Source organism: Streptomyces odontotermitis (assembly GCF_050510915.1).
Classification (GTDB): Bacteria; Actinomycetota; Actinomycetes; order Streptomycetales; family Streptomycetaceae; genus Streptomyces.
The window spans coordinates 56,940-82,811 of the sequence record NZ_JBNJLS010000001.1; the positions used below are offsets into that span (position 1 = coordinate 56,940).

20 protein-coding genes and 1 riboswitch are annotated in these 25,872 nt (G+C 73.5%); of the genes, 16 read left to right on the plus strand and 4 right to left on the minus strand.

Translation table 11 applies throughout. The features are described from left to right. Positions 1–89 precede the first annotated feature (89 nt). Positions 90–980 (plus strand): KPN_02809 family neutral zinc metallopeptidase, encoded by an 891-nt coding sequence (ypfJ, locus tag ACQB60_RS00305; RefSeq protein WP_496923742.1) that lies wholly within the window; start codon positions 90–92, stop codon positions 978–980. Between the two features lie 31 nt (positions 981–1,011). Here the strand turns inward: ypfJ and ACQB60_RS00310 are convergent, their stop codons facing one another. From ACQB60_RS00310 to ACQB60_RS00320, 3 genes are all read right to left on the minus strand, one after another. Further along, positions 1,012–2,472 carry a hypothetical protein gene (locus tag ACQB60_RS00310; RefSeq protein ID WP_496923743.1) on the minus strand — a complete coding sequence of 487 codons (1,461 nt, stop codon included), beginning with the start codon at positions 2,470–2,472 and terminating at the stop codon, positions 1,012–1,014. A 68-nt stretch (positions 2,473–2,540) separates the two neighbouring features. Beyond that, positions 2,541–3,677, minus strand: a complete 1,137-nt coding sequence (locus ACQB60_RS00315) for an alpha/beta hydrolase family protein (RefSeq protein ID WP_496923744.1) — start codon at positions 3,675–3,677, stop codon at positions 2,541–2,543. Positions 3,678–3,880: 203 nt separating this feature from the next. Continuing rightward, positions 3,881–4,606: a class II aldolase/adducin family protein gene (locus ACQB60_RS00320; RefSeq protein WP_496923745.1), complete on the minus strand. Its 726-nt coding sequence runs from the start codon at positions 4,604–4,606 to the stop codon at positions 3,881–3,883. A 188-nt stretch (positions 4,607–4,794) separates the two neighbouring features. Between ACQB60_RS00320 and ACQB60_RS00325 the strand changes: the two genes are divergently transcribed. The 10 genes from ACQB60_RS00325 to cobI all read left to right on the plus strand — a co-directional run bounded on the left by ACQB60_RS00325 (position 4,795) and on the right by cobI (position 18,776). After that, positions 4,795–5,535: a lysozyme gene (locus tag ACQB60_RS00325; protein ID WP_496923746.1), complete on the plus strand. Its 741-nt coding sequence runs from the start codon at positions 4,795–4,797 to the stop codon at positions 5,533–5,535. Between the two features lie 212 nt (positions 5,536–5,747). Continuing rightward, the gene (locus ACQB60_RS00330; protein ID WP_496923747.1) at positions 5,748–7,043 is read left to right on the plus strand and encodes an inorganic phosphate transporter; all 1,296 of its coding nucleotides are present in this window, start codon (positions 5,748–5,750) and stop codon (positions 7,041–7,043) included. Between the two features lie 12 nt (positions 7,044–7,055). Further along, on the plus strand, positions 7,056–7,286 hold the full coding sequence (locus ACQB60_RS00335; RefSeq protein ID WP_496923748.1) for a hypothetical protein: 231 nt from the start codon (positions 7,056–7,058) through the stop codon (positions 7,284–7,286). A gap of 191 nt (positions 7,287–7,477) precedes the next feature. Next, positions 7,478–7,560, plus strand: a riboswitch (cobalamin riboswitch). A 126-nt stretch (positions 7,561–7,686) separates the two neighbouring features. Next, positions 7,687–8,655, plus strand: coding sequence for a cobalamin biosynthesis protein (locus ACQB60_RS00340; protein WP_496923749.1), 969 nt, complete (start codon positions 7,687–7,689; stop codon positions 8,653–8,655). Then, complete coding sequence (locus ACQB60_RS00345; RefSeq protein WP_496923750.1) at positions 8,652–10,160, plus strand: cobyric acid synthase; 1,509 nt, start codon at positions 8,652–8,654, stop codon at positions 10,158–10,160. The genes ACQB60_RS00340 and ACQB60_RS00345 overlap by 4 nt, the downstream gene beginning before the upstream one ends. Further along, positions 10,157–13,807 carry a cobaltochelatase subunit CobN gene (cobN, locus tag ACQB60_RS00350; protein WP_496923751.1) on the plus strand — a complete coding sequence of 1,217 codons (3,651 nt, stop codon included), beginning with the start codon at positions 10,157–10,159 and terminating at the stop codon, positions 13,805–13,807. The genes ACQB60_RS00345 and cobN overlap by 4 nt, the downstream gene beginning before the upstream one ends. 115 nt (positions 13,808–13,922) lie before the next feature. After that, complete coding sequence (locus ACQB60_RS00355; protein WP_496923752.1) at positions 13,923–15,971, plus strand: putative cobaltochelatase; 2,049 nt, start codon at positions 13,923–13,925, stop codon at positions 15,969–15,971. Beyond that, complete coding sequence (cobO, locus tag ACQB60_RS00360; RefSeq protein WP_384839817.1) at positions 15,971–16,570, plus strand: cob(I)yrinic acid a,c-diamide adenosyltransferase; 600 nt, start codon at positions 15,971–15,973, stop codon at positions 16,568–16,570. The genes ACQB60_RS00355 and cobO overlap by 1 nt, the downstream gene beginning before the upstream one ends. Then, positions 16,564–18,039 (plus strand): cobyrinic acid a,c-diamide synthase CobB, encoded by a 1,476-nt coding sequence (locus ACQB60_RS00365; RefSeq protein WP_496923753.1) that lies wholly within the window; start codon positions 16,564–16,566, stop codon positions 18,037–18,039. Before cobO ends, ACQB60_RS00365 begins: the two co-directional genes overlap by 7 nt. Further along, positions 18,036–18,776 (plus strand): precorrin-2 C(20)-methyltransferase, encoded by a 741-nt coding sequence (gene cobI / locus ACQB60_RS00370; protein WP_496923754.1) that lies wholly within the window; start codon positions 18,036–18,038, stop codon positions 18,774–18,776. Before ACQB60_RS00365 ends, cobI begins: the two co-directional genes overlap by 4 nt. A 37-nt stretch (positions 18,777–18,813) precedes the next feature. Here the strand turns inward: cobI and ACQB60_RS00375 are convergent, their stop codons facing one another. After that, positions 18,814–19,545, minus strand: coding sequence for a ZIP family metal transporter (locus ACQB60_RS00375; protein ID WP_496923755.1), 732 nt, complete (start codon positions 19,543–19,545; stop codon positions 18,814–18,816). Positions 19,546–19,837: 292 nt separating this feature from the next. Here ACQB60_RS00375 and cobM point away from each other — a divergent pair, with 292 nt between their 5' ends. Genes cobM through cobC form a run of 5 tightly spaced genes read left to right on the plus strand, consistent with a single transcriptional unit; the run spans position 19,838 to position 25,871 of the window. Next, entirely contained in the window at positions 19,838–20,692 is an 855-nt protein-coding gene (cobM, locus tag ACQB60_RS00380; RefSeq protein ID WP_496923756.1) for a precorrin-4 C(11)-methyltransferase, read from the plus strand. Then, complete coding sequence (gene cbiE, locus ACQB60_RS00385; RefSeq protein ID WP_496923757.1) at positions 20,689–22,011, plus strand: precorrin-6y C5,15-methyltransferase (decarboxylating) subunit CbiE; 1,323 nt, start codon at positions 20,689–20,691, stop codon at positions 22,009–22,011. The genes cobM and cbiE overlap by 4 nt, the downstream gene beginning before the upstream one ends. Next, complete coding sequence (gene cobJ / locus ACQB60_RS00390) at positions 22,008–23,753, plus strand: precorrin-3B C(17)-methyltransferase (protein WP_496923758.1); 1,746 nt, start codon at positions 22,008–22,010, stop codon at positions 23,751–23,753. The genes cbiE and cobJ overlap by 4 nt, the downstream gene beginning before the upstream one ends. Further along, positions 23,750–24,730, plus strand: a complete 981-nt coding sequence (locus tag ACQB60_RS00395) for a sirohydrochlorin chelatase (RefSeq protein ID WP_496923759.1) — start codon at positions 23,750–23,752, stop codon at positions 24,728–24,730. The genes cobJ and ACQB60_RS00395 overlap by 4 nt, the downstream gene beginning before the upstream one ends. Then, positions 24,714–25,871: an Rv2231c family histidinol phosphate aminotransferase CobC gene (gene cobC, locus ACQB60_RS00400; protein WP_496923760.1), complete on the plus strand. Its 1,158-nt coding sequence runs from the start codon at positions 24,714–24,716 to the stop codon at positions 25,869–25,871. Before ACQB60_RS00395 ends, cobC begins: the two co-directional genes overlap by 17 nt. Position 25,872 lies beyond the last annotated feature (1 nt).

Here is a 25,872-nt window from a genome sequence, read left to right on the forward strand (position 1 = left end):
TGTGGGGCATATCAGGATGAAGTGGCCGGGCATCCGGCGCCGGGCGGTACGTCGCCGCACCGGATGCGAGGCAGAGGGTGGTGCGCCCCATGCAGTTCGACGACGACGCGAATCTGGACACCTCCGAGGTGCAGGATGTGCGCGGCAGTCGGATCCCCGGCGGCAAGGCGACGATCGGCGGTGGCATCGCCGGCCTCATCGCGCTCCTGATGGGGCTGTTCTTCGGAGTGGGCCCGGACCAGCTCGGGCTGTCGTCGGGCAACGACGAACCGGCCGCCTCGTCCTCGTCGATCGCGCAGGTGCAGCAGAGCTGCAAGACGGGGCGGGACGCCAACTCCAAGGAGGACTGCCGCATGGTCGCGGTGGTCAACAGCGTCCAGGACTTCTGGCGCCAGGAGTTCCCGCGCAGGAACGGCCGCTACACCCCCGCGCAGACCGTCTTCTTCACCGGCCGCGTCGGCACCGCCTGCGGCCAGGCGTCCTCCGCCGTCGGCCCGTTCTACTGCCCCGGCGACCAGAAGGTCTATCTGGACCTGGGCTTCTTCAACGAGCTGCGGTCGAAGTTCGGCGCGAGCGGCGGGGCCTTCGCGCAGGCGTACGTCGTCGCGCACGAGTACGGGCACCACGTGCAGAACCTGATGGGGACCCTGAAGCGCGCACAGGACGGCCGTACGGGCAAGAACAGCAATGCCGTCCGGGTCGAGCTGCAGGCCGACTGCTACGCGGGCGTGTGGGCGCACCACGCGACGACCACCCCGGACGAGTCCACCGGCAAGCCGCTCATCACGAAGCTGACCGACGACGACATCCGCGACGGCCTGGACGCGGCGGCGGCCGTCGGCGACGACCGGATCCAGGAGCGCTACCAGGGCCGGGTGACCCCGGAGTCCTGGACGCACGGCTCGGCCAAGCAGCGACAGGAGTGGTTCTACGAGGGGTACCGCACCGGCGACATGGCGCGCTGCAACACCTTCCGCTGAGCGGCCGGCCCGTTCCTCCCGTACGGGTCCCTCAGTCGCCGCCGGTGTGCACCTGGAACGCGGCGCGGCGCACCGCCTTGGCCAGCGCCGGGTCGGGGTGCGCGGCCGCGAGGGCGACCAGGACCTGGACGGTGCGGGGGTGGCCGACCGTCCGCACCTCGTCGAGGAGCGCGGGGACGGTGCCCTGGACCGCCGACTCCAGGTGGCGGACGAGGAGTTGGGTCTCGCCGTGGTCGGCGACGGCGGCGGCCGTGTCCACCCACAGCCAGGTCGACTCCTCGCGGGACAGGACCTGGTGGACGTCCTCGGGGTCCATGCCCTCCTGCTCGGCCAGCCACAGCAGGGCGTAGGGGCGCAGCGGGGGCTCGTCGACGACCGCCCGTACGTCCGGCTCGGCGGGGGCGCCGACGACGCGCAGCGCCTCGAAGGCCAGTCCGCGCAGCAGGGCGTCCTCGCCGCGCGCGGTGTCGAGGAGTTCGGTGACGGCACTGCCGACGGGGCGGGCGGCGAGCCAGGCGCGGTACTCGGCACGGGCCGCGTTGGGCCGCAGCCGGGCGCAGCCGCGCAGCATGTCGTCCGCGGACTGCTCGATGTGCCCCGCCGGGCTCTGCGCGGCGACGCAGATCTGCTCCAGCTTGACCCAGACCGCCCAGCTGCCGAGCGGCGTGAGGGTGGCCTGCCCGTCGGCGTAGGTGAGGGCGCCGACGGCGGCGAGGCCGTGCAGGGCCCAGTCGAGGAGGTCGAGCAGCGGGGGGTCGTCGTCGGTGTCGGGGGCGGCGACCGGCTCGGGCTGTGGCCCGTAGGGGATCTCGCAGCGTTCCGTGCGCAGTTCCGTGACGCGCTGGTCCAGGAGGTCGAGCAGCTGCGGTACGGGGACGGGGCCCGCCGACAGCTGGAGCAGGGACAGGAGTTGGGGCACCGCCTCGACGGCCTCGGCGACGGCGGCGGGCGGCAGCTCGCCGGGGGCCGGGTGGACCAGGGACCAGGCGTCGAAGAGGGCGACCCAGCCGCGCAGCACGGCGGCGTCGTCGCGGTCCCAGGCGCGCAGCCGCCAGCCGGGCCGGGCGCTGTCGCCGTGCACCTCGACGAGTCCGGCGAGCCGGGCGGTGTCCCAGTCGGCGCGCACCTGGGCAGGGGACAGGCCGAGGTCCGTGGCGGCCCGCAGGGCCGTGGCGTCGGAGAGGACTCCGTTGGTGTCGGGGGCCGCGTCGGCGCGGTCCCGCGCCGGGCTCAGCGCCGCGTCGGCCCAGCGGGCCACGCGGACGGCCGCGGCGAGGCCCGCGCGCGCCATCCGGGCCAGCTCCGCGGGGGCCGGGGTGCCCTCGGGCGGACGCGGCGCGGGGCGGCGCCTGCGGCGCTCCGCGGTCGCCCGGGGTCCGACGAGCCTGGTTCGCGCTGGGCCGCGCTCCGCCTCCGCTCGCTGTTCGGCCCCCAAAAGCGGAGCGGTCCTGACGAGTCGGAGCCTGGAGTCGCGCGGGATACGGGACGTCACAGGAAGCAGTCTTCCTGTTGACGGTCCGAAAACCCAAACGGAATGGCGCGCCAGGGCCTTGCCCGGCGTTACATCAGGGGGGTGAGGAAGCGGCGGAGCGCCTCTTCGTAGCCCTCCGGGTCCGCGTTCCACATCGCGCCGTGGGGCGCATCCGGAACCTGGTGCAAAGTGACCAACTCGGCCCTCTTGTGGGCGAGTTCCCGCGAGAGGCCCCAGGGGGCGACGGTGTCGTCCGGGCCGTGCACGACGAGGGTCGGCACCTTCAGGACGGCGGGGTCGGCGGCCTCCAGGATGCGGTCGCCGCGCAGTCCGGTGCGGCCCTGGGCGGCGCGCACGGCGAGCGGGAGCAGCGGGCCCGGGGTGCGGCGGGCGGTGGCCAGGGCGCGCAGCGTGGTCTCCCAGTTGAGCACCGGGGAGTCCAGGACGAGTCCGCTGATGCGGTCGCGGAGGGCCGAGTGCGCGGCGGCGTGCAGGGCCATGGTGGCGCCGGTGGACCAGCCGTGCAGGACGACCCGTTCGGCGCCGTGGCGCACGGCGTAGCGGATCGCCGCGTCGAGGTCGCGCCACTCGGTCTCGCCGAGGTGGCCGAGGCCGTCCGGGGAGCGGGGCGCGCCGAGGTCGCCGCGGTAGGCGAGGGAGAGCACGGGGAACTGCTGCTGGTGCAGGAACTCCATGATGTTCATGGGGAGTTCGCGGGTGGTGCCGAGGCCGTGCACCGCGATGACCCAGGTGTCCCGGACGGCGGGCACGAACCAGGCGGGCAGCGCGCCGAGTTCACCGTCGATGTCGACGTCGGCGTGGTCCAGGCCGAGGGCGTCGCGCGGGTTGCCGATGTACACCTGCGGGGTGAGCCAGGCCCGGTCGCCCGCCTCGAGGGAGCCGTGGGTGACCCGCTCCAGGCGGCGCACCACCGCGCTGGCCTCGTGCGGCGCGGCGTCCAGGACGGGGCCGACGACGGCGTGCGAGCCGTCGCCGCTGAGCCCGTAGGTGCCGGGGCGCAGGCTCGCGAGGGCGCGGGTCAGGGTGATGCGGCCCGCGGCGGTGCCGTGCACCGTGAGGCGGGGCTCGGTGGGCAGGGGGCGGCCCGCGGGCGCCTTGAGGGCGGCGTCGCTGGCGTATCTGCCCGCCACCACTGCGGCGGCTGTGGCCGCGAGGGTGGCGGTGACTGCGGTGACGGCGGCGGCGGTTGCTTGGGCGGGGCGCACGGGTTCAGTGTCTTCGGGTGGGCGCGGAACGGCCAGTGGGCGGGGGCCGGTGGAGGGGTGCGGGTCTTGCCTGCGGCGCTTCCTTCCCCGGTCCCGCCCCTTCCCGGCTGCATCAATTAGCGCGCTCCGCGCGCGGAGCGACTCCGTCGCCCCCGGGCCCCCTTGTCGGCGCTTCGCGCCTCGTCCTCAATCGCCGGACGGGCTCAATGGCCGCCGCCGGACGGGCTTGAGTTCGCTTGCCCGTAGCCCTTCAGCTTCTCCTCCGCTTTCGCCATCTCCTCCGGCGACAGCAGCGTCATCTCCCGGCCCGGGACGCCCGATGCCAGGAGCCAGACCCTGCACATCCACTCCAGCTGGGCCGTGCGGTCGTATGCCTGGGCGAGCGTCGCGCCGTAGGCCATCGTGCCGTGGTTCTGGAGGAGGCAGGCGGTGCGGTCGGTCAGTGCATGGAGCATGTTCTCGGCCAACTCGTCGGTGCCGTAGAGGGCATACTTCGCAACTCGGACCGGGCCGCCCAGGGCCCCCGCCATGTAGTGGACGGGCGGGAGCTCGGGGACGAGGGCGGAGACCGCGGTGGCGTGGGCCGCGTGCGTGTGGACCACAGCGGCCGCGTCCGTCGAGCGGTAGATCGCCAGGTGCATGGGGAGCTCGCTGGTGGGGTTCAGCCTGCCGAGGCGCTGTTCGCCGTGCAGGTCAACGGCGGTGAGGTCCGTGTGGGTCAGGCGGTCGTACGGGACTCCGCTCGGGGTGACGAGGACCGTGTCGCCGACGCGCACCGAGACGTTGCCCGACGTGCCGACCACCAGGCCGTCCGTGACCGTCCTGCGGGCCGTCGCCACCAGCTCGGACCAGGCCCGGTCGAGCTCTGCCTCCTCGCGCCGCCGCTCCCAGGGGCGCTGCCGCTGTCGCTGTCCGTCGTCTGCAGTCATGCGGCGATCCTGCCAGGGCGGCCGGCCGGAGCCGGGGCACTTTAGTGCGGAGGCCAGGCGTCCGTAAGGGCGCATATGGGCATACATCCCCCTCTAGGAAGGATTGGCCAGAGATCGACTGGCATTGACCGATCTTCCAGTAATCTCTGGGAGATTTGTCGTGCACGTCGCCATTTCCGGGGGGAACCATGGCTCGTGATCAGACAGCACCCCGCCGTCGCACCCGGATCGTCGCGGCGTCCGCGGTGGCACTCGCCATCGGGGGGACCGCGCTCGCGGAGGTTCCGGTTTCGGCAGCGAGCAAGCCGCGGGGGCACGACGTGTCCTCGCACCAGAAGAACGTGAACTGGCGCAAGGCCAAGAACAAGGGCGCCCGGTTCGTCTACGTGAAGGCGACCGAGGCCACGAACTACCGCAACCCCTACTTCGCCCAGCAGTACAACGGCTCGCGCAACGTGGGGCTCATCCGCGGCGCCTACCACTTCGCCGTACCCAACAAGTCGTCGGGCAAGAGGCAGGCCGCGTACTTCCTGCGCCACGGCGGCCGCTGGTCGCGGGACGGGTGGACGCTGCCGCCCGCCCTCGACATCGAGCACAACCCGTACAGTTCGCGCCGCTGCTCCGGGATGAGCAAGGGGCAGATGATCCACTGGATCAAGTCGTTCAGCAATGAGGTCAAGCGGCAGACCGGGCGCCGCCCCGTGATCTACACGAACGCGATCTGGTGGAACACCTGCACCGGCGGCAGCCGCGCCTTCGCGTCCAGCCATCCGCTCTGGCTGGCGCGCTGGGGTGCGAGCGCCGGGGCCCTGCCCAGGGGCTGGTCGTACTGGACCTTCTGGCAGCACGACAACGGCGGCCGGTTCCCGGGTGATCAGAATCTCTTCAATGGGTCCATGCGGCAGTTGAAGCGGTTCGCGCGCGGGTAGGCCCGGCCGTCCGGCGGCGCCGGGGATCCCGGGATTCCGGGGGCTCCGGCGCCGTGGTGACCGTGTGCGATCAGGCGTATTCGACCTTCGATCCGAAAGTGAGAGACCACTTCCCGCATGCGGCCACTCCCCCGCCCGTCTTAGTTCACCTTCCGTTCACTCGGCTTTCCTACGTTCAACGAGCCACTGACGTCCAACAGAAGCCTGGGTAAATGGAACACATCACGCTTCTCCTCGGGATCGTGATCGTTACCGCTCTCGTGTTCGATTTCACGAACGGTTTCCACGACACTGCCAACGCGATGGCGACGACCATCTCGACCGGCGCTCTCAAGCCCAAGACGGCGGTGGCCATGTCCGCCGTGCTCAACCTCGTCGGCGCCTTCCTCTCGGTGGAGGTCGCCAAGACGATCTCCGGCGGCATCGTCAACGAGGACGGGCTGAAGACCTCAGTCATCTTCGCGGCGCTCGTCGGCGCCATTCTGTGGAACCTGCTGACCTGGCTGGTCGGGCTCCCCTCCAGTTCCTCGCACGCCCTGTTCGGCGGCCTCATCGGCGCCGCGGTCATGTCGATGGGCTGGTCGTCGATCAACGGCGGCACCGTCGTCACCAAGATCCTCATCCCGGCCGTGGCCGCGCCGATCGTGGCGGGCCTCGCCGCGACGTTCGCGACCCGGCTCACCTACCGGATCGGCCGGAACACGGACGACAAGGCGACCGCCAAGGGCTACCGCGCCGGACAGATCGCCTCCGCGGGCCTCGTCTCGCTGGCCCACGGCACGAACGACGCGCAGAAGACGATGGGCATCATCACCCTCGCCCTCATCACCGGCGGCGTCCTGAGCCCCGGCGCCAACCCCCCGATGTGGGTCATCGTCTCGGCCGGTATCGCCATCGCGCTCGGCACCTACCTGGGCGGCTGGCGCATCATCCGCACCATGGGCAAGGGCCTCACCGACCTCCAGCCGCAGCAGGGCTTCGCCGCCCAGACCAGTGCGGCGACCGCGATCCTCGCCTCCTCGCACATCGGCTTCTCGCTCTCCACCACCCAGGTCTGCTCCGGCGCCGTGATGGGCGCGGGCCTCGGCCGCAAGGGCGGCGTGGTCCGCTGGTCCACGGCGACGCGGATGTTCGTGGCGTGGGGCCTGACCCTGCCGGCCGCCGGACTGGTCGGCGCGGGCGCGGAGTTCCTCACCAAGCAGGGCGACTGGGGCGTCGCGGTGACCGCGGCCCTGCTGATCGCCGGTGCGGCCGTCATCTGGGCCCTGTCCCGGCGCAACTCGATCGACCACACGAACGTCACGGACGACCACGCCCCGGGCGAGACCGTCCCCGCCGCCGAGCCCGCGGGCGTCGTGACCACCGCGATCGCCGCCGTCACGCCGCCGCCCGCCGGGACGGTCGCCGCGTCGGCCGCCGACGAGACGGCCGCGGAGCCCGTGCAGACGACCACCTTCTCGGCCCCGACCGGATCCGTGGCGGACCCCGCCCGGCCCGCCACGGTGTAAGGACACATCAGCATGAACATCGACTGGGCAGCACTGGGCTCCGTCTTCGGAGTCAGCCTCGCGGTGACGGTGGCCCTGGTGGGCCTGTTCTCCCTCGGGATCATCGGCCTCGCCAAGCAGGAGGCGGGGGCCGCGCAGGGACGCGGCACAGGGTCGGTCACCGTCGCGCGCGGCGGGGCGTACCTCTGCTTCGCGCTGTGCGCCGCCGCGGTGGCCTACGGGATCTTCCTGATCGTCGCCTGAACCTGATCGTCGTGCGAAAGGGCGCCCCGCCTCGGTGGGGCGCCCTTTCGCGTCCCGTTCCGCATCCCTTTTCGCGTCTCGGGAAGGCCGGTGGAAGTGGTCCTCGCAACACTCTCCCTTCGCAGGTCAAAGGCGAGTTGACGGGCGTCGCGGGCCATGGTGGACTGCCCGAGCCACTTACGGCGGCAGGAGAGGAAGCCGGTGCGAATCCGGCGCGGTCCCGCCACTGTCACCGGGCACGGCCACAGCGTCCGTCCCCGGAAGCCAGGAACTCTCACCGCCGATCACGTCGAACCAGGGCGCGGACACCCTGAGTGAGGACCCATCGCCATGCGCGGCTGCCCGTTGCCGGTTCTGTTCAGTGTGAGAGCTCCACTTCGCGTATCGGCGGGCTGAACCCATGTGTGCCGAGCGCGACTTTGCGTACGGCGCCGCCGCCGGCCTCCTCGGTGACCTGATCCTCGGCGATCCCCGCCGCGGGCATCCGGTCGCCGCGTTCGGGCGTGCGGCCGGGGCCGTCGAGCGCGTGCTGTGGCGTGACCGCCGGGGGCGGGGCGCCGCGCACGCCGTGGTGTGTGCGGGGGGTGCCGCACTCGTCGGTGCGCTCGCCGCCGCTGCCGTACGACGGTCCCGGGCCGGGTCCGTCGCCCTGACCGCCGCCGCCACGTGGGCCGTTGTCGGCGGGACCTCGCTCGCGCGCGAGGCGCGGGCCATCGGTGGGGCGCTCGCCGTCGGCGACGTGGAGGTGGCGCGGGAGCGGCTGCCGCATCTGTGCGGGCGGGATCCGCAGTCCCTGGACGCCGACGGGATCGCCCGGGCCGTGGTGGAGTCCGTCGCCGAGAACACGTCCGACGCCGTCGTGGGGGCGTTGGTGTGGGGTGCGGTGGGGGGTGTGCCGGGGCTCGTGGGGTTCCGGGCCGTGAACACGCTGGACGCGATGGTGGGGCACAAGTCGCCCAAGTACCGGAGGTTCGGCTGGGCTTCGGCCCGCCTTGACGACGTGGTCGGGTGGCCCGGTGCCCGGCTCACCGCAGCGCTCGCTGTTCTTTCGGGAGGCTCTCCCGCGCGGGCCGTTCGGGCGTGGCGGGCCGATGCGGGGGCTCATCCGAGCCCCAACGCGGGGCCCGTCGAGGCCGCCTTCGCCGGGGCTCTCGGGGTGCGGCTCGGGGGAACGCTGGCTTATGGGGGGCGGGTTGAGCATCGGCCTGTCCTCAACCCTGCGGGGCGGCGGGTCTCGGTGGCGGACATCGAGAGGGCTGTGCGGCTGTCTCGGCGGGTTACGTGGCTTGCCCTTGGTGTCGCGGTCGCCGCAGACGCCGCGCGCCGTTCCGACCGCCTGTGCCCACAGAGAGTAGGGGCTCGATCATGACTGGTGGACTGCTCGTCGCCGGGACCACCTCTGATGCCGGCAAGAGTGTCGTCACCGCCGGGATCTGTCGGTGGCTTGCCCGCAAGGGAGTTGCCGTCGCGCCCTTCAAGGCGCAGAACATGTCGCTCAACTCCTTTGTCACGCGCGAAGGCGCCGAGATCGGGCGGGCGCAGGCCATGCAGGCGCAGGCCGCCCGGGTCGAGCCGAGTGCGCTGATGAATCCCGTGCTGCTGAAGCCGGGGAGTGACCGGAGCAGTCAGGTCGTTCTCATGGGGAAGCCCGTGGGGGAGATGAGTGCGCGCGGCTATCACGGGGGGCGGCAGCGGGCGCTGCTCGACACCGTCGTGGGATGCCTGGAGGAACTTCGGGGCAGCTATGACGCCGTGATCTGTGAGGGGGCGGGCTCACCCGCCGAGATCAATCTGCGGCGCACCGACATCGTGAACATGGGGATCGCCCGGGCCGCGCGCTTTCCCGTGCTCGTGGTCGGGGACATCGACCGGGGCGGGGTCTTCGCCTCGTTCTTCGGGACGACCGCGCTGCTCAGCGCCGAGGACCAGGAGCTGGTCGCCGGGTACTTGGTCAACAAGTTCCGCGGGGACGTCGGCCTGCTGGAACCCGGGCTCGACATGCTGCACGGGCTCACCGGGCGGCGCACCTACGGGGTGCTGCCCTTCCGGCACGGGCTCGGCATCGACGAGGAGGACGGGCTGCGGGTCTCCCTGCGCGGCGCCGTGCGGGAGTCCGCCGTGGCGCCGCCCGTCGGGGACGACGTGCTGCGCGTCGCCGTGTGCGCCGTGCCGCTGATGTCCAACTTCACCGATGTCGACGCCCTTGCCGCCGAACCCGGTGTCGTCGTGCGGTTCGTGGACCGGGCCGAGGAGCTCGTCGACGCCGACCTCGTGATCGTGCCGGGGACGCGCGGCACCGTACGGGCCCTGCGGTGGCTGCGCGAGCGCGGGCTCGCCGACGCGCTCGCCCGGCGCGCCGCCGAGGGGCGCCCGGTGCTCGGGATCTGCGGCGGCTTCCAGGTGCTCGGCGAGCACATCGAGGACGACGTCGAGTCGCGGGCCGGGGCCGTGGAAGGGCTCGGACTGCTCCCCGTACGCGTGCGGTTCGAGAAGGAGAAGACCCTTGCGCGGCCTGTCGGGGAGGCGCTGGGCGAAGCCGTCGAAGGGTACGAGATCCATCACGGGGTCGCCCGAGTGACCGGCGGTGCGCCCTTCTTGGACGGGTGCCGGGTCGGGGAGACCTGGGGCACCCACTGGCACGGCTCGCTGGAGAGCGACGCGTTCCGGCGGCGGTTCCTGACGGAGGTCGCCCGTGCCGCCGGGCGCCGCTTCGTCCCCGCGCCCGACACCAGCTTCGGGGCGCTGCGCGAGGAGCAGCTCGACCTGCTCGGCGACCTCATCGAAGAACACGCGGACACCGACGCGCTGCTGCGCCTCATCGAGACCGGCGCACCCGCCGGCCTCCCCTTCATCGCACCGGGGGCTCCCTCATGACCGTCCTGCTTCTGTCCACCGCCGACACGGACCTGCTGGCCGCCCGCGCGTCCGGCGCCCCGTACCGGATCGCCAACCCGACGCGCGTCGACGTGCGCGAGGAGCTGCCCGGGCTCATCGACGGCGCCGACCTGGCCGTCGTACGGCTGCTCGGCGGCAAGCGGGCCTGGGAGGACGGGCTCGCGGCGCTCAAGTCGGCGGGGATCCCCACCGTGCTGCTGGGCGGCGAGGCCGTGCCCGACGCCGAGCTCATGGCCGAGTCGTCGGTGCCCGCGGGCGTGGTCGCCGAGGCCCTGCGGTACTTGGTCGAGGGCGGACCCGACAACTTCGTGGAGCTCGCCCGGTTCCTGTCCGACACCGTCCTGCTGACCGGCGAGGGCTTCTCGGAGCCGCAGCGCATGCCCGCCTTCGGGGTGCACGGCTCGCGCCCGTACGAGGAGGGGCGGCCCACCGTCGGCGTGCTCTTCTACCGGGCGCACCAGCTCTCCGGGAACACCGCCTTCGTGGACACCCTGTGCGACGCGGTCGAGGCGCGCGGCGCCAACGCCCTTCCGGTGTACTGCGGTTCGCTGCGCGGCGCCGACCCGGAGCTGTACGAGATCCTCGGCCGGGCCGACGTGCTGGTCGCCACCGTCCTGGCCGCGGGCGGCACGCACGCGTCCGAGGCGAGCGCGGGCGGCGACGAGGAAGCCTGGGACATCGGTGCCCTCGCGGATCTCGACGTCCCCGTCCTGCAGGGGCTCTGCCTCACCTCGTCGCGGGCCGCGTGGGAGGCGTCGGACGCCGCCCTCTCCCCCATGGACGCCGCGATGCAGGTCGCGATCCCCGAGTTCGACGGGCGGATCGTCACCGTGCCCTTCTCCTTCAAGGAGCAGGGCCCCGACGATGTGCCCGTGTACGTCGCCGACCCCGAGCGGGCCGCGCGCGTCGCCGGAATCGCCGTACGCCACGGGCAGTTGAAGCACAAGGAGAACCGGGACAAGCGGCTCGCGCTCGTCTTCACCGCCTACCCGACCAAGCACTCGCGCGTCGGCAACGCCGTCGGCCTCGACACGCCCGCCTCCGCCGTACGGGTCCTCGACGCCCTGCGCGACGCCGGTTATGTGGTGGAAGGGCACCCCGACAACGGTGACGAGCTGATCCACCGGCTCATCAACGCCGGTGGCCACGACGTCGAGTGGCTCACCGAGGAGCAGCTGGCCGCCGCCCCCGCGCGCGTGCCGCTCGCCGACTACCGGGCGTGGTTCGACACGCTCGACCCGGAGCTGCGCGACGGGATGCTGGAGGCGTGGGGCGAGCCCCCGGGGTCGCTGTACGTCGACGGCGACGACATCGTGCTCGCCTCCCTGCAGTTCGGGAACGTCGTCGTGATGATCCAGCCGCCGCGCGGCTTCGGCGAGAACCCCATCGCGATCTACCACGACCCGGACATGCCGCCCTCGCACCACTACATGGCGGCCTACCGCTGGCTCGACAACACGTTCGGCGCCGACGCGATCGTGCACATGGGCAAGCACGGCACGATGGAGTGGCTGCCCGGCAAGGGGCTCGGGCTCAGCGGCGGGTGCGCGCCGGACGCCGTCCTCGGCGACCTGCCGCTGATCTACCCGTTCATCGTCAACGACCCCGGCGAGGGCACCCAGGCCAAGCGGCGCGGGCACGCCACCGTCGTGGACCACCTGGTGCCGCCGATGGCCCGCGCCGACACCTACGGGGACCTCGCCAAGCTGGAACAGCTCCTCGACGAGTACGCCCTGGTGAGCGACCTCGACCCGACGAAGGCACCGGCCGTGCGCGCGCAGATCTGGACGCTCGTGAAGGCCGCCGAGCTCCACCACGACCTGCACGTCGACGAGCAGCCCGACGACGGCGACTTCGACGAGTTCGTCATGCACATCGACGGCTATCTGTGCGAGATCAAGGACGTGCAGATCAGGGACGGCCTGCACATCCTCGGCGGCGGCCCGGTCGGCGAACCGCGCGTCAACCTCGTCCTCGCCGTGCTGCGCGCCTCCCAGGTGTGGGGCGGCCGCGCCAACGCGCTGCCGGGCCTGCGGGCCTGTCTGGCCGAGCACTTCGGGCTCAGCGAGAAGGAGCTGCTCGGGGAGCCCGGCGCACCCGTGAAGGACGTCTCCGCCGCGCTCACGTCGCTGGTCGACGGGCCCGCCCGCACGGCCGCCGACGTCATCGACCTGCTGGAGCAGCTGTGCCGCCGGCTCGCCGAGGGCATGGAGGAGCGCGGCTGGGAGCTCACGGCCGCGCGCGAGCTGGTGCGCGAGGTCGTCGGGACCGAACTCCCGGGCGCCGTCGCCGTGCTGGGCTTCGCCTGCGAGGAGGTCGTGCCGCGCCTCGCCCGTACGACGGACGAGATCGGGCACATCCTGCGGGCCCTGAACGGCGGTTACGTCCCGGCGGGCCCTTCGGGGTCGCCCACGCGCGGCCTGGTGAACGTGCTCCCCACGGGGCGCAATTTCTACTCCGTCGACCCCAAGGCCATCCCTTCCAGGCTGAGTTGGGAGGTCGGGCAGTCGCTCGCCGACTCGCTGGTGGCGCGGTACCTGGCGGACACCGGGGACTATCCGAAGTCGGTGGGCCTGACCGTGTGGGGCACGTCGGCCATGCGGACCCAGGGCGACGACATCGCGGAGATCCTCGCGCTGCTCGGGTGCCGTCCGGTGTGGGACGACGCGTCGCGGCGGGTCACCGGCTTCGAGGTCGTGCCGGTGAGTGAGTTGGGGCGGCCCAGGATCGACGTCACGGTGCGGATCTCCGGGTTCTTCCGGGACGCCTTCCCGCACGTGGTCGGGCTGATCGACGACGCGGTGCGGGCCGTCGCCGCGCTGGACGAGCCGGACGAGGACAATTTCGTACGGGCGCACGTGGAGGAGGACGCCGCCGAGCACGGGGACCGGCGGCGGGCCACGGCGCGCATCTTCGGGTCCAAGCCGGGGGCGTACGGAGCGGGGCTGCTGCCGCTCATCGACGCGCGGAACTGGCGCTCGGACGCCGACCTCGCCGAGGTGTACGCCGTGTGGGGCGGCTACGCGTACGGGCGGGGGCTCGACGGGCGCGCGGCGCGCGGGGACATGGAGACGGCGTTCCGGCGGATCGCCGTCGCCGCGAAGAACGTCGACACGAGGGAACACGATCTCGTCGACGCCGACGACTACTTCCAGTACCACGGCGGGATGGTCGCCATGGTGCGGCATCTGACGGGGGCGTCGCCCGAGGCGTACGTGGGTGACTCCGCCGTGCCCGACCAGGTCAAGACGCGGACGCTCGGGGAAGAGACCCATCGCGTGTTCCGTGCGCGGGTCGTCAATCCGCGGTGGATGGCGGCGATGCGGAGGCACGGGTACAAGGGTGCCTTCGAGATGGCGGCCACGGTCGACTATCTCTTCGGGTACGACGCGACGGCGGGCGTCGTCGACGACTGGATGTACGAGAAGTTGTCGGCGGAGTACGTGTTCGACCCGGAGAACCGGGAGTTCATGGAGAAGTCCAACCCCTGGGCGCTGCGGGGGATTTCGGAGCGGTTGCTGGAGGCGGCCGAGCGGGGGCTCTGGGCTGAGCCTGATCCCGCGACACTGGAGCGGCTTCGGGCCACCTATCTGGAGCTTGAGGGTGAATTGGAGGGAGACGAGTGAATCTCCCCCACCCCGCCCCTTCCCGAATCGCCGCTCCGCGGCCCTCGGGCGCCCTGTATCGCCTGAACGGCTCGTCCTCGAACGCCGGACGGGCTGAAATGCTGGAGGTTCACGCATGAGTGCCCCCTATCCGTTCACCGCCCTCGTCGGGCAGGACGATCTGCGGCTTGCCTTGCTGCTCAATGCCGTGTCGCCCGCCGTCGGTGGCGTTCTCGTACGAGGAGAGAAGGGCACCGCCAAGTCCACCGCCGTGCGGGCCCTTTCCGCGCTGTTGCCCGATGTCGATGTCGTCGCCGGTTGCCGGTTCTCGTGTGACCCGGGGGCGCCCGACCCCGAGTGCCCGGACGGGCCCCACGAGGTGGCCGCCGGGGTCGCTCGGGCCTCGCGCATGGTGGAGTTGCCCGTGGGCGCCTCCGAGGACCGGCTCGTGGGGGCGCTCGACATCGAGCGGGCGCTCGCCGAAGGGGTCAAGGCGTTCGAGCCGGGGCTGCTCGCCGATGCCCATCGCGGGATCCTCTACGTCGACGAGGTCAACCTGCTCCACGACCACCTCGTCGACCTCCTCCTCGACGCCGCCGCCATGGGTGCCTCCTACGTCGAGCGCGAGGGCGTCTCCGTACGGCATGCCGCGCGGTTCCTGCTCGTGGGGACCATGAACCCCGAAGAGGGCGAACTGCGGCCGCAGTTGCTCGACCGCTTCGGGCTCACCGTGGAGGTCGCCGCCTCGCGCGAGACCGATCAGCGCGTGGAGGTCGTCAGGCGGCGGCTCGCCTATGACGACGACCCCGGGGGCTTCGGGGCCCGGTGGCGGGACGAGGAGGCCGCCGTGCGGGGACGCATCGTCGCCGCGCGGGCGCTGCTGCCCCGGGTACGGCTCGGGGACGGGGCGCTGCGGCAGATCGCGGCCACCTGTGCCGCGTTCGAGGTCGACGGGATGCGCGCCGACATCGTGATGGCGCGCACCGCGACCGCCCTCGCCGCGTGGGCGGGGCGCGAGGACGTGCTCGCCGAGGACGTCCGGCAGGCCGCGCTGCTCGCCCTTCCGCACCGGCGGCGGCGCAATCCCTTCGACGCGCCCGGACTTGACGAGGACAAGCTCGACGAGACGCTCGAGCAGTCCGCGGGCCAGGACGAGAGCGGCGACGACGACCCGGATCCGGACGGGCCCGGTGGAGGGGGCGGGCGACCGCCGCAGGACGGGCCGGACGACGGGCCGCAGGACGGGGCCTCTCCGCCCGAGAGCGGTGACGTACCGGCGCAGGAGCGCGGCGACGACCGGGACCGCTCCCCCGCCGGTGCCGGCGGAGGCGGTGAGCAGCAGGCCGTGCGCGCCGGTGAGCCGTTCCGCACGAAGGTGCTGAGCGTGCCGGGGCTCGGTGAGGGCGCGGCCGGGCGGCGGTCGCGGGCGCGCACCGAGCACGGGCGCACGACCGGGGCCCGGCGGCCCCGGGGCGCCCTGACGAAGCTGCACCTGGCCGCCACCGTGCAGGCCGCGGCGCCGCACCAGCGGGCGCGCGGGCGGTCGGGGCGCGGGCTCGTCGTACGCCGTGACGATCTGCGGCAGGCGGCCCGGGAGGGGCGCGAGGGGAACCTCGTGCTGTTCGTCGTGGACGCCTCCGGGTCGATGGCGGCGCGGCAGCGGATGAGCGCCGTCAAGGGGGCGGTGCTCTCGCTGCTGCTCGACGCCTATCAGCGGCGGGACAAGGTGGGGCTCGTGACGTTCCGGGGGTCGTCGGCCGATGTCGCGCTGCCGCCCACCTCGTCCGTGGACGCCGCCGCCGTGCGGCTGGAGTCGCTGCCCACGGGCGGGCGGACGCCGCTGGCCGCCGGGCTGTTGAAGGCGCACGAGGTGCTGCGGGTGGAGCGGCTGCGGGATCCCGCGCGGCGGCCGCTGGTCGTGACGGTGACCGACGGGCGGGCCACGGGCGGTCCGGAGCCGGTGGCGCTCGCCGGGCGCGCGGCGGGGCTGCTCGCCGCCGAAGGGGTCGCCTCCGTGGTCGTCGACTGCGAGTCGGGGCCCGTGCGGCTCGGGCTCGCGGGGCAGCTGGCGGGTCGACTCGGCGGTACCGCCGTGACGTTGGACGAGCTGCGGGCCGATTCCATCGCCGGGCTCGTACGGGATGTGCAGCAGGGTGGCGGGAACGGAAGCAGGAGGGCCGCTTAATGCCTCAGGGACAGCCGAGCGTCGTACCGGACGACGGACTGACGACACGTCAGCGCCGGAACCGTCCGCTGGTCGTCGTGCACACGGGCATCGGCAAGGGCAAGTCGACGGCCGCCTTCGGGCTGGCCCTGCGGGCCTGGAACCAGGGGTGGCCCATCGGGGTGTTCCAGTTCGTCAAGTCGGCGAAGTGGAAGGTGGGGGAAGAGAACGCGCTGCGGGTCCTCGGAGCCAGTGGCGAAGGGGGCTCCGTCGACTGGCACAAGATGGGTGAGGGCTGGTCGTGGGTGCAGCGCGACTCCCAGATGGACAACGAGGAGAAGGCGCGCGAGGGGTGGGAGCAGGTCAAGCGGGACCTCGCCGCGGAGACCTACCGGCTGTACGTGCTCGATGAGTTCGCCTACCCGATGCACTGGGGATGGGTCGACGTCGAGGAGGTCGTGTCCGTGCTGCGGGAGCGGCCGGGGACGCAGCATGTGGTGATCACCGGGCGCAACGCCCCCGAGAAGCTGGTCGAGTTCGCCGATCTCGTCACCGATATGTCCAAGGTCAAGCACCCGATGGACGCGGGGCAGAAGGGGCAGCGGGGCATCGAGTGGTGAACGTTCCTCGGCTTGTCATCGCCGCGCCGGCCTCGGGCAGCGGGAAGACCACCGTCGCGACGGGGCTCATGGCCGCGTTCGCCGAGCGGGGGCTCTCCGTGTCCCCGCACAAGGTGGGGCCCGACTACATCGACCCCGGGTACCACGCGCTCGCGTGTGGGCGGGTGGGGCGGAACCTCGATGCCTATCTGTGCGGGGCGGAGCTGGTGGAGCCGCTGTTCGCGCATGGGGCGGCGGGGTGTGACCTCGCGGTCGTGGAAGGTGTGATGGGGCTCTATGACGGGGCCTCGGGGCAGGGGGAGCTCGCCTCCACCGCGCACGTGGCGAAGCTGCTGCGGGCGCCTGTCGTTCTCGTGGTCGATGCGTCGTCGCAGTCGCGGTCCGTCGCCGCGCTGGTGCACGGGTTCGCCTCGTGGGATCCCGAAGTGCGGGTGGGGGGCGTCATCTTGAACAAGGTGGGGTCCGCGCGGCACGAGGAGTTGCTGCGGGAGGCGCTCGACGAGAGCGGGGTGCCCGTGTTGGGGGCGCTGGCCCGGGTGCGGCAAGTGCGGGCGCCTTCGCGGCACTTGGGGCTCGTGCCCGTGGTGGAGCGGCGGGGTGAGGCCGTCGAGTCCGTGCGGGCTCTTGCCGAGCAGGTGCGGGGTGGGTGTGACCTGGAGGGGTTGCTGGCGCTTGCCCGGAGTGCGCCTGTGTTGGAGGGTGCGGCTTGGGATGCGGGGGCGGCTGTTGCCTCCGGCGCTTCTTTCCCCAGTCCCGCCCCTTCCCGAAATCGCGACTCCGTCGCCCTGGGGCGGCCCTCTGGGGCTGCGCCCCTAGACCCCCCTGTCGGCGCTGAACGCGCCTCGTCCTCAAACGCCGGACGGGCTGAAAGGCCCGTTGTTGCCCTTGCCAGCGGATCCGCCTTCAGCTTTGCCTACGCCGAGCACTCCGAGCTGCTCTCCGCCGCCGGTGCCGACGTCGTCCCCTTTGATCCGCTGCACGATGAGCAACTGCCCGACGGCACCCGGGGATTGGTGATCGGCGGGGGGTTTCCCGAGGTGTATGCGCCTGAGCTCTCCGCCAATGAGCCGCTGCGGAAAGCCGTGGCCGAGCTTGCCCGGAGCGGGGCGCCTGTCGCTGCCGAGTGTGCCGGGTTGCTGTATCTGGGGCGGGAGTTGGACGGGAAGCCCATGTGCGGGGTGCTGGACGCGTCGGCGCGGATGTCGGAGCGGCTCACGCTGGGGTATCGGGAAGCCGTTGCCGTGTCCGACAGTGTTCTCGGCGTCGCCGGCACGCGGATGCGGGGGCACGAGTTTCATCGCACCGTCGTCGAGCCGGGCGCCGGGGCGGCTCCCGCCTGGGGGTTCACCGCCCCTGAACGGCGCGTCGAAGGTTTCGTACAACAGGGAGTGCACGCCAGTTATCTGCACACCCACTGGGCGGCCGAGCCCCGGTTCGCCCGTCGGTTCGTAGAGAGGTGCACCCCATGAGCAGCGACGGATACACACTCGTCGGCGTCGGAGTCGGGCCCGGTGACCCGGAGCTGGTGACCGTCAAGGGCGTCAACGCGCTGCGGGACGCCGCCGTCGTCGTCGTGCCCGTGATGGACAGCGGGGAGCGGGGGCGGGCCGAGGCCACCGTGCTGCATTACGTGCCGGAGGACAAGGTCGTACGGGTCGTGTTCGCGCTCAACGAGCGCAGCGACCGGGCGCGGCGCGAGGCCGCCTGGGACGCCGCCGGGGAGCGCGTCGCCGGGCTGCTGCGGGAGCACGGCAGCGTGGCCTTCGCGACCATCGGGGACCCCAATGTCTACTCGACGTTCACGTATCTCGCGCAGACCATCGGCGAACTGGTCGCCGGTGTGCGGATCGCGACCGTTCCCGGGATCACCGCCATGCAGGACCTCGCCGCGCGCAGCGGAGCCGTCCTGACGGAGGGGACCGAGCCGTTGACGCTCGTGCCCGTGACCGCGGGGGCCGCCGTACTGAAGGAGGCGCTGCACGGGCCCGGCACCGTGGTGGCGTACAAGTTCGGGCGGCTCGCGCACGAAGTGGCGGCCGCGCTGCGGGAGACGGGGCGGACCGGGGACGCCGTGTGGGGGTCGGCGCTCGGGCTCGCCGAGGAGTCGATCCGGCCCGCCGGGGAGCTGGGCGACGGCCCGCTGCCGTATCTCTCCACGCTCATCTCGCCCGCACGCCGCGACGGTGGCCGCGGCGGGAAGCTGTGAGGGGCCGAACAGCATGAGCTCCCCGCGGGGCACCGCGTCACTCCGCCGCCGTGCCGATCACCAGCCACATCAGCGCCGCGCCGGCCACGGTGCACAGCAGCGTCGTCCTGGCCGGGTGCTCGTGGCTGGCCTCGGGCAGGATCTCGGCGGCCGCGATGTAGAGCAGGACGCCGCCGAAGAAGCCGAGATAGCAGGCGAGCGCTTGCGCCGGAATGGTGAAGAGGAGCGTCGACGCGGCGCCCACCACCGGCGCGAGGGCGTCCGCGCCGAGCATCGCGAGGGCCTTGCGGCGGGCGTTCCCGTAGGCGCGCGTGAGCGTGTACGTGTTGAAGCCGTCCGCGAAGTCATGGGTGATGACCGCGAGTGCGACGGTGTAGCCCATCGCGTTGTTCACCTGGAACGAGGCGCCGATCGCGACGCCGTCCGCGACGCTGTGCCCGACCATCGCGGCCGCCGCCCCGAGGCCCACCTCGGGCACCGGCTCGGGGTCGTCGTGCGCGCCGTGCGCCGCCTGCCGCATGGCCATCAGGCGCTCGACGACGTGCGCGACGAGGAAGCCCGCGACGAACAGGAGCAGCGCCGCCGGGACCCCGTACACGTCCTGCCCCGCGCCCTCCAGGGCCTCCGGGAGCAGGTCGAAGCCGACGACGCCGAGCATCAGGCCGCCGGCGAAACCGAGCACCAAGTGGCGCCGGTCGGCGACGTGCTGCGCGGTCCAGCCGCCGACCAGCGTCATCACGAAAGAGCCCAGGGCGACGAGCACGGCCATGGTCCTTTGCTAGCGGATCGGGCCGGGGGCCGCATGTCCGTGGCCGCCGCCGCGATCCCCGTCTCCGTGGCCGCCGCCCCGGGCCTTGTCTCCGTGGTGGCCGCCGCCCCGGGCCCTGTCCCCGCGGCCGCCGCCCCGAGCCCTGCCCCCGCGGCTGTGCCCGTACCCGTCTCGTTCCCCGTCTCCGTCCCCGTCCCCGCCCCCGTCCCCGGGTGCTGTCGCTGACCCCGGTCGGCGGCCTCGCCCCTTCCGCACCCCTTCACTTCGTACGATCCGAGAGGACCCCCATCCCATGGCCGATGCCGCCGCAGCCGCCAGCCCCGGCAAGGTGACCTTCGTCGGTGCCGGGCCCGGCGCCGCCGACCTGCTCACCTTCCGCGCCGCGCGGGCCATCGCGGACGCCGACGTCGTCATCTGGGCGGCCAGCCTGGTGCAGGCCGAGGTCCTTGAGCACGCGCGGGACGGCGCCGAGATCCTCGACTCGGCGGCGATGTCCCTCGAAGACGTCGTCGCCGTGTACGAGCGGGCCGCCCGTGACGGGCTGAAGGTCGCGCGGATCCACTCCGGCGACCCCGCCCTGTGGGGCGGCACGCAGGAGCAGCTCGACCGGTGCGCGGCACTCGGCGTGGCCACGGAGATCGTGCCGGGCGTCTCGTCGTTCTCGGCCGTCGCCGCGATCGCGGGCCGTGAGCTGACGATCCCCGAGGTCGCGCAGTCCGTGATCCTCACCCGGCTCGGCGGCGGCAAGACGCCGATGCCGCCCGGCGAGGAGGTGCGCGAGTTCGCCCGGCACGGCACGACGATGGCGCTGTTCCTGTCGGCGGCGCGCAGCGGCCAGCTGGTACGGGAGCTCCTGGAGGGCGGCTATCCGACGTCGACGCCGGTCGTCGTCGCGTACCAGGCGACCTGGCCCGAGGAGCTCGTCCTCACCTGCACCATCGGGACGCTGGAGGAGACCGTCAAGGAGCACCGGCTGTGGAAGCACACGCTGTTCCTCGTCGGCCCGGCGCTCGCCGCGCACGGCACTCGCTCGCACCTCTACCACCCGGGGCACTTCCACGGCTTCCGGCGGGCCGACCCGGCGGCGCGGGCCGCGCTGCGCGCCGAGCGCGCGGAGGGCGCCGAGCGCGCGGAGGGCAACACATGATCGTTGTCGTCGGTACGGGGACGGGGGCGCCGCTGGACGCGGCGGCCCGCGAAGCCGTGCGCGCGGCGGGGCTCGTGGCCGGGGCCCGGCGCCATCTGGACGCGGCCGCGGACGAGGTGCCGCCGGACGCCGAGCGCGTGGTGATGGGTCCGCTCGCGCCCGCGCTCGACGCCATCGAGCGGCACCTGGAGAAGCGGGACTCCGTGACGGCTGCGTTCCTGGCCGGCTCCGCCGCGCGGGCGAGCGCGGCCGGTGTCGTCGTCCTCGCCTCCGGGGACCCCGGGTTCTTCGGGATCGTGCGGGCGCTCGCGGAGCGGTTCGGGCCCGCGGCGCTCGATGTGCGGCCCGGTGTCTCGTCCGTGGCCACCGCCTTCGCCCGGGTCGGCCTGCCGTGGGACGACGCCGTCGTGGTGAGCGCGCACGGCCGGGACGTCCGCACCGCCCTGCACGCCTGCCGCGCCCACCCGAAGGTCGCCGTCCTGACCGGCCCCGGCGCCGGCCCCGCCGAGCTCGGCGCCGAACTGGCACGCCGCACCGACTCCCGCACCCTCGTCGTCGCCACCGCTCTCGGCGACCCCGAGCACGAGCGCATCGAACGGGTCTCCCCCGCCGAGGCCGCCGCCCGCGACTGGGGCGCCGCCGTCAGCGTCGTGCTCTGCCTCGACGAGGACCGTGCCCTCGCGCCGGTGCGGGCGTTCGCGGGGGCGGGCCCTGGGCCCACCCAATGGGCCCTGGACGAGAGCGAGTTCGCGCACCGCGACTCGATGATCACCAAGTTCGAGGTGCGGGCGCTCGCCCTGGCCCGGCTCGGCCCGCGCCTGGGCGACCTGGTGTGGGACATCGGCTCGGGCTCCGGCTCGGTCGCCGTGGAGTGCGCGCGGTTCGGTGCGGCCGTCGTCGCGGTGGAGAAGACCGCGTCCGGCTGTGAGCGGATCCGCGCCAACGCGGCCGCGCACGGCGTCGACGTGCGCGTCGTGCACGGTGCCGCGCCCACGGTCCTGTCCGACTTCTCCGACCCGGACGCGGTCTTCATCGGCGGCGGCGGGCGCGAGCTGCCCGCCATCGTGACGAGCAGCGCCCGGCGGGCCCGGCGCGCGGTGGTGGTGGCGATGGCCGCGCTCGACCGGGTGCCGTTGGTGCGGGACACGCTCGTCGCGGCGGGCTACGCCTGCGACGGCGTGCTGCTGCAGTCGTCGCGGCTCGCGCCGCTGCCGGGCGAGGTGTCGCGGCTCGCGGGCACCAACCCGGTGTTCCTGCTGTGGGGCGTCCGCCCCACGGCTTCTTCCACACATACCTTCGGTGAAGGGGTAGTTCAGTGATCGGCCTGATCTCCGCGACGGCTTCCGGCGGGGACGCCCGCGACCGTCTCGCCCTGGCGTGGCCCGGGCGGACCCGGGTGTACGAAGGTCCCGTGCGGGATGCCTTTGAGCGGGCCTTCGCGGAGTGCGAGCAAGTGGTGGCGTTCCTCGCGACGGGGGCCGTGGTGCGGATGGTCGCGCCGCTGCTGTCGGACAAGGGGTCCGATCCCGGGGTCGTCTGCGTCGACGAGGCGGGGCGGTTCGCGGTCTCTCTTGTGGGTGGGCATGCCGGGGGCGGCAATGACCTGGCTGAGGAAGTCGCCCACGTACTGGGGGCCCAGCCCGTCATCACGACGGCCACGGACTCGGTGGGGCTGCCGGGTCTCGATACGTTGGGGATCCCGTACGAGGGGGACGTCGCCGGGGTCAGCCGGGCCCTGCTGGACGGGGAACCCGTCGCGCTGCACGCCGAGTTGGCCTGGCCTCTCCCTGCCCTTCCCGCCCATGTCGCGCCGGGCGCGGGCGGGGACGCGGCCCCCGGGGTGCGGGTCAGCGACCGCGTCCTGGACATCGGCTCCCGCGAAGTCGTCCTCCGGCCCCCCTCCCTCACCGTCGGCGTAGGCGCCAGCAAGGGTGCCCCCGTCGGGGAAGTCCTCGGGCTCGTGCGGGAGTCGCTGCGTGACGCCGGACTCTCGGAGAAGTCCGTCGGATTCCTCGCGACCGTCGACGCCAAGGCCGAGGAACCCGGCATCGTCGGCGCCGCCGAGGAGCTCGGAGTTCCCCTCCGGACCTACGGCGCCGAGGAGTTGGCCGCCGTCGACGTCCCGCACCCCTCCGACGCGCCGCTCGCCGCCGTCGGGACGCCCTCCGTCGCGGAGGCCGCCGCCCTGGTGGGCGGGGGTGAACTCCTCGTACCGAAGCGGAAGTCGGCGCCCGAGGGGCGGGCCGCGATGGCGACCTGTGCCGTCGTGCGGCGCCCGGCGCGGGGGCGGCTCGCGGTCGTCGGGCTCGGGCCCGGGGCGCGCGATCTGCTCACGCCGCGCGCCCGCGAGGAGCTGCGCCGCGCCTCGGTCCTGGTGGGCCTGGACCAGTACGTGGACCAGATCAGGGATCTGCTCAGGCCCGGTACGCGGATCATCGAGTCGGGGCTCGGCGCCGAGGAGGAGCGGGCCCGTACCGCCGTCGCCGAGGCGCAGCGCGGGCAGGCCGTGGCGCTGATCGGGTCGGGGGACGCGGGCGTGTACGCGATGGCGTCGCCCGCGCTCGCCGAGGCCGGGGACGACATCGACGTGGTGGGCGTGCCGGGGGTGACCGCAGCGCTCGCCGCCGCGGCCGTGCTCGGGGCGCCGCTCGGCCACGACCACGTCTCCATCAGCCTGTCCGACCTGCACACGCCGTGGGAGGTCATCGAGCGGCGGGTGCGCGCGGCCGCGGCGGCCGACCTCGTCGTGACCTTCTACAACCCGCGCAGCCGGGGCCGTGACTGGCAGCTCCCGAAGGCCCTGGCGATCCTCGGGGAGCACCGCGAGCCGTCGACGCCCGTGGGGGTCGTACGCAATGCCTCGCGGCCCGACGAGTCCGCGCGCCACACGACGCTCGGCGGGCTCGACCCGGCGAGCGTCGACATGATGACCGTCGTGACCGTGGGCAACACGGCGACGCGTGCCGTCGCCGGCCGCATGGTGACGCCGCGCGGCTACCGCTGGCAGGCCGAGACCGCTTCAGAGAACAAGAACACCTCACGCTCCAAGGAGTCCCAGTGACCACCCTTCCCCAAGCTCTCAGCTCCGTTCGAGCAGGGGAGCCCCCATTCGCCCTGCTCATCGCCGGACACGGCACCCGCGACGAGGCGGGGGCCGCCGCCTTCCGGGACTTCGTGGCCGAACTGGCCCGCCGCCGCCCCGAGATCCCCGTCGCGGGCGGCTTCATCGAGCTGTCGCCGCCGCCGCTCGGTGAGGCCGTCACGGAGCTCGTGGAGCGCGGTGTCACGCGCTTCGCCGCGGTCCCGCTGATGCTCGTGTCCGCCGGGCACGCCAAGGGCGACATCCCCGCGGCGCTGACCCGCGAGAAGGAGCGCCACCCCGGGATCTCGTACTCCTACGGGCGTCCGCTCGGCCCGCACCCGAAGCTCCTGAACGTCCTGGAGCGGCGCCTCGACGAGGCGCTGGGCGGCACGGCGCGCACGCCCGAGGACCGCGCCGACGTCACGGTCCTGCTGGTGGGGCGCGGTTCGACGGACCCGGACGCCAACGCCGAGGTGCACAAGGCGGCGCGGCTGCTGTGGGAGGGGCGCGGCTACGCGGGCGTGGAGACGGCGTTCGTGTCGCTCGCGGCGCCGGACGTGCCGGCGGGCCTGGACCGCTGCGTGAAGCTCGGCGCGCGCCGCGTCGTCGTCCTCCCCTACTTCCTGTTCACCGGGATCCTGCCGGACCGGGTGCGGCAGCAGACGGAGGGCTGGGCGGCCGCGCACCCCGAGGTGGAGGTGGTCTCCGCCGATGTGATCGGCCCGGAGGAGGAGCTCCTGGACCTGGTCATGGAGCGGTACGAGGAGGCGGTCAAGGGCGATCTGCGGATGAACTGCGACTCGTGCGTGTACCGCATCGCGCTGCCGGGCTTCGAGGACAAGGTGGGCCTGCCCCAGCAGCCGCACTTCCACCCGGACGACGACGGGCACCACCACCACGGGGACCACGGGCACCACCACGGGCACAGCCACGGAAGCCATGCGCACTCCCACTGAGGCGGCCGGGCCCGCGCAGGCCGCCGCGTCCGTGGATCTGCGCCACCACGGTGACGCGGAGATGCGGGACGGCGACGGTGCCCGCCGTGGCCTCACGGACCTGGCGGTGAACGTCCGCGCGGACACGCCGCCGGGCTGGCTGAAGGAGCGCATCGCGGCGTCCCTCGACGGCCTTGCCGCCTACCCGGACGGCCGCGCGGCGCGTGCGGCGGTGGCGGCCCGGCACGAACTCCCGCCGGAGCGCGTCCTGTTGACGGCGGGCGCGGCGGAGGCGTTCGTCCTCCTCGCGCGCGCCCTGAAGGTGCGCGCGCCCGTGGTGGTGCACCCGCAGTTCACGGAGCCGGAGGCGGCGCTGCGGGACGCCGGGCACGAGGTGCGCCGGGTGCTCCTCGCCCCCGGGGACGGCTTCCGGCTGTCCCCGGACGCGGTCCCCGAGGACGCGGACCTGGTCGTCATCGGCAACCCGACCAACCCCACGTCGGTCCTGCACCCGGCCGAGTCGATCACCCGGCTGGCGCGCCCCGGGCGGACGCTGGTCGTGGACGAGGCGTTCATGGACGCGGTGCCGGGCGAGCGCGAGGCGCTCGCGGGCCGCACGGACGTGCCCGGCCTCGTGGTGCTGCGCAGCCTCACCAAGACGTGGGGGCTCGCGGGCCTGCGGATCGGCTATGTCCTCGCCGCCCCGGAGACCGTCGCGGACCTGGCGCGGGCCCAGCCCCTGTGGCCGGTCTCCACGCCCGCCCTGGTGGCCGCCGAGACGTGTGTGTCGCCGCGTGCCCTCGCCGAGGCGGGCCACGCGGCGCACCGCATCGCCGCGGACCGGGCCCATCTGGTCGCGGGTCTGGGCGAGTTGGCCGCGGCGGGGGTCCGGGTGACCGGTCCCGCGGCGGCGCCCTTCGTCCTCGTACGGGCTCCGCACGCGGCCCGCCTCCGGGAGGAGCTGCGGGGGCGGGGGTTCGCGGTGCGGCGCGGCGACACGTTCCCCGGACTCGGGGAGGAGTGGCTGCGGGTCGCGGTGCGGGACCGGTCGACGAGCGACCGGTTCCTGGCGGAGCTGCGTGCGCTGCTCGGCGTCCAGGGCCTGCCCGGCCGCCCTGGTGGCCCTGGTGGCCCCGGTGGCCCCGGTGGCCCGCCCCGCTGAG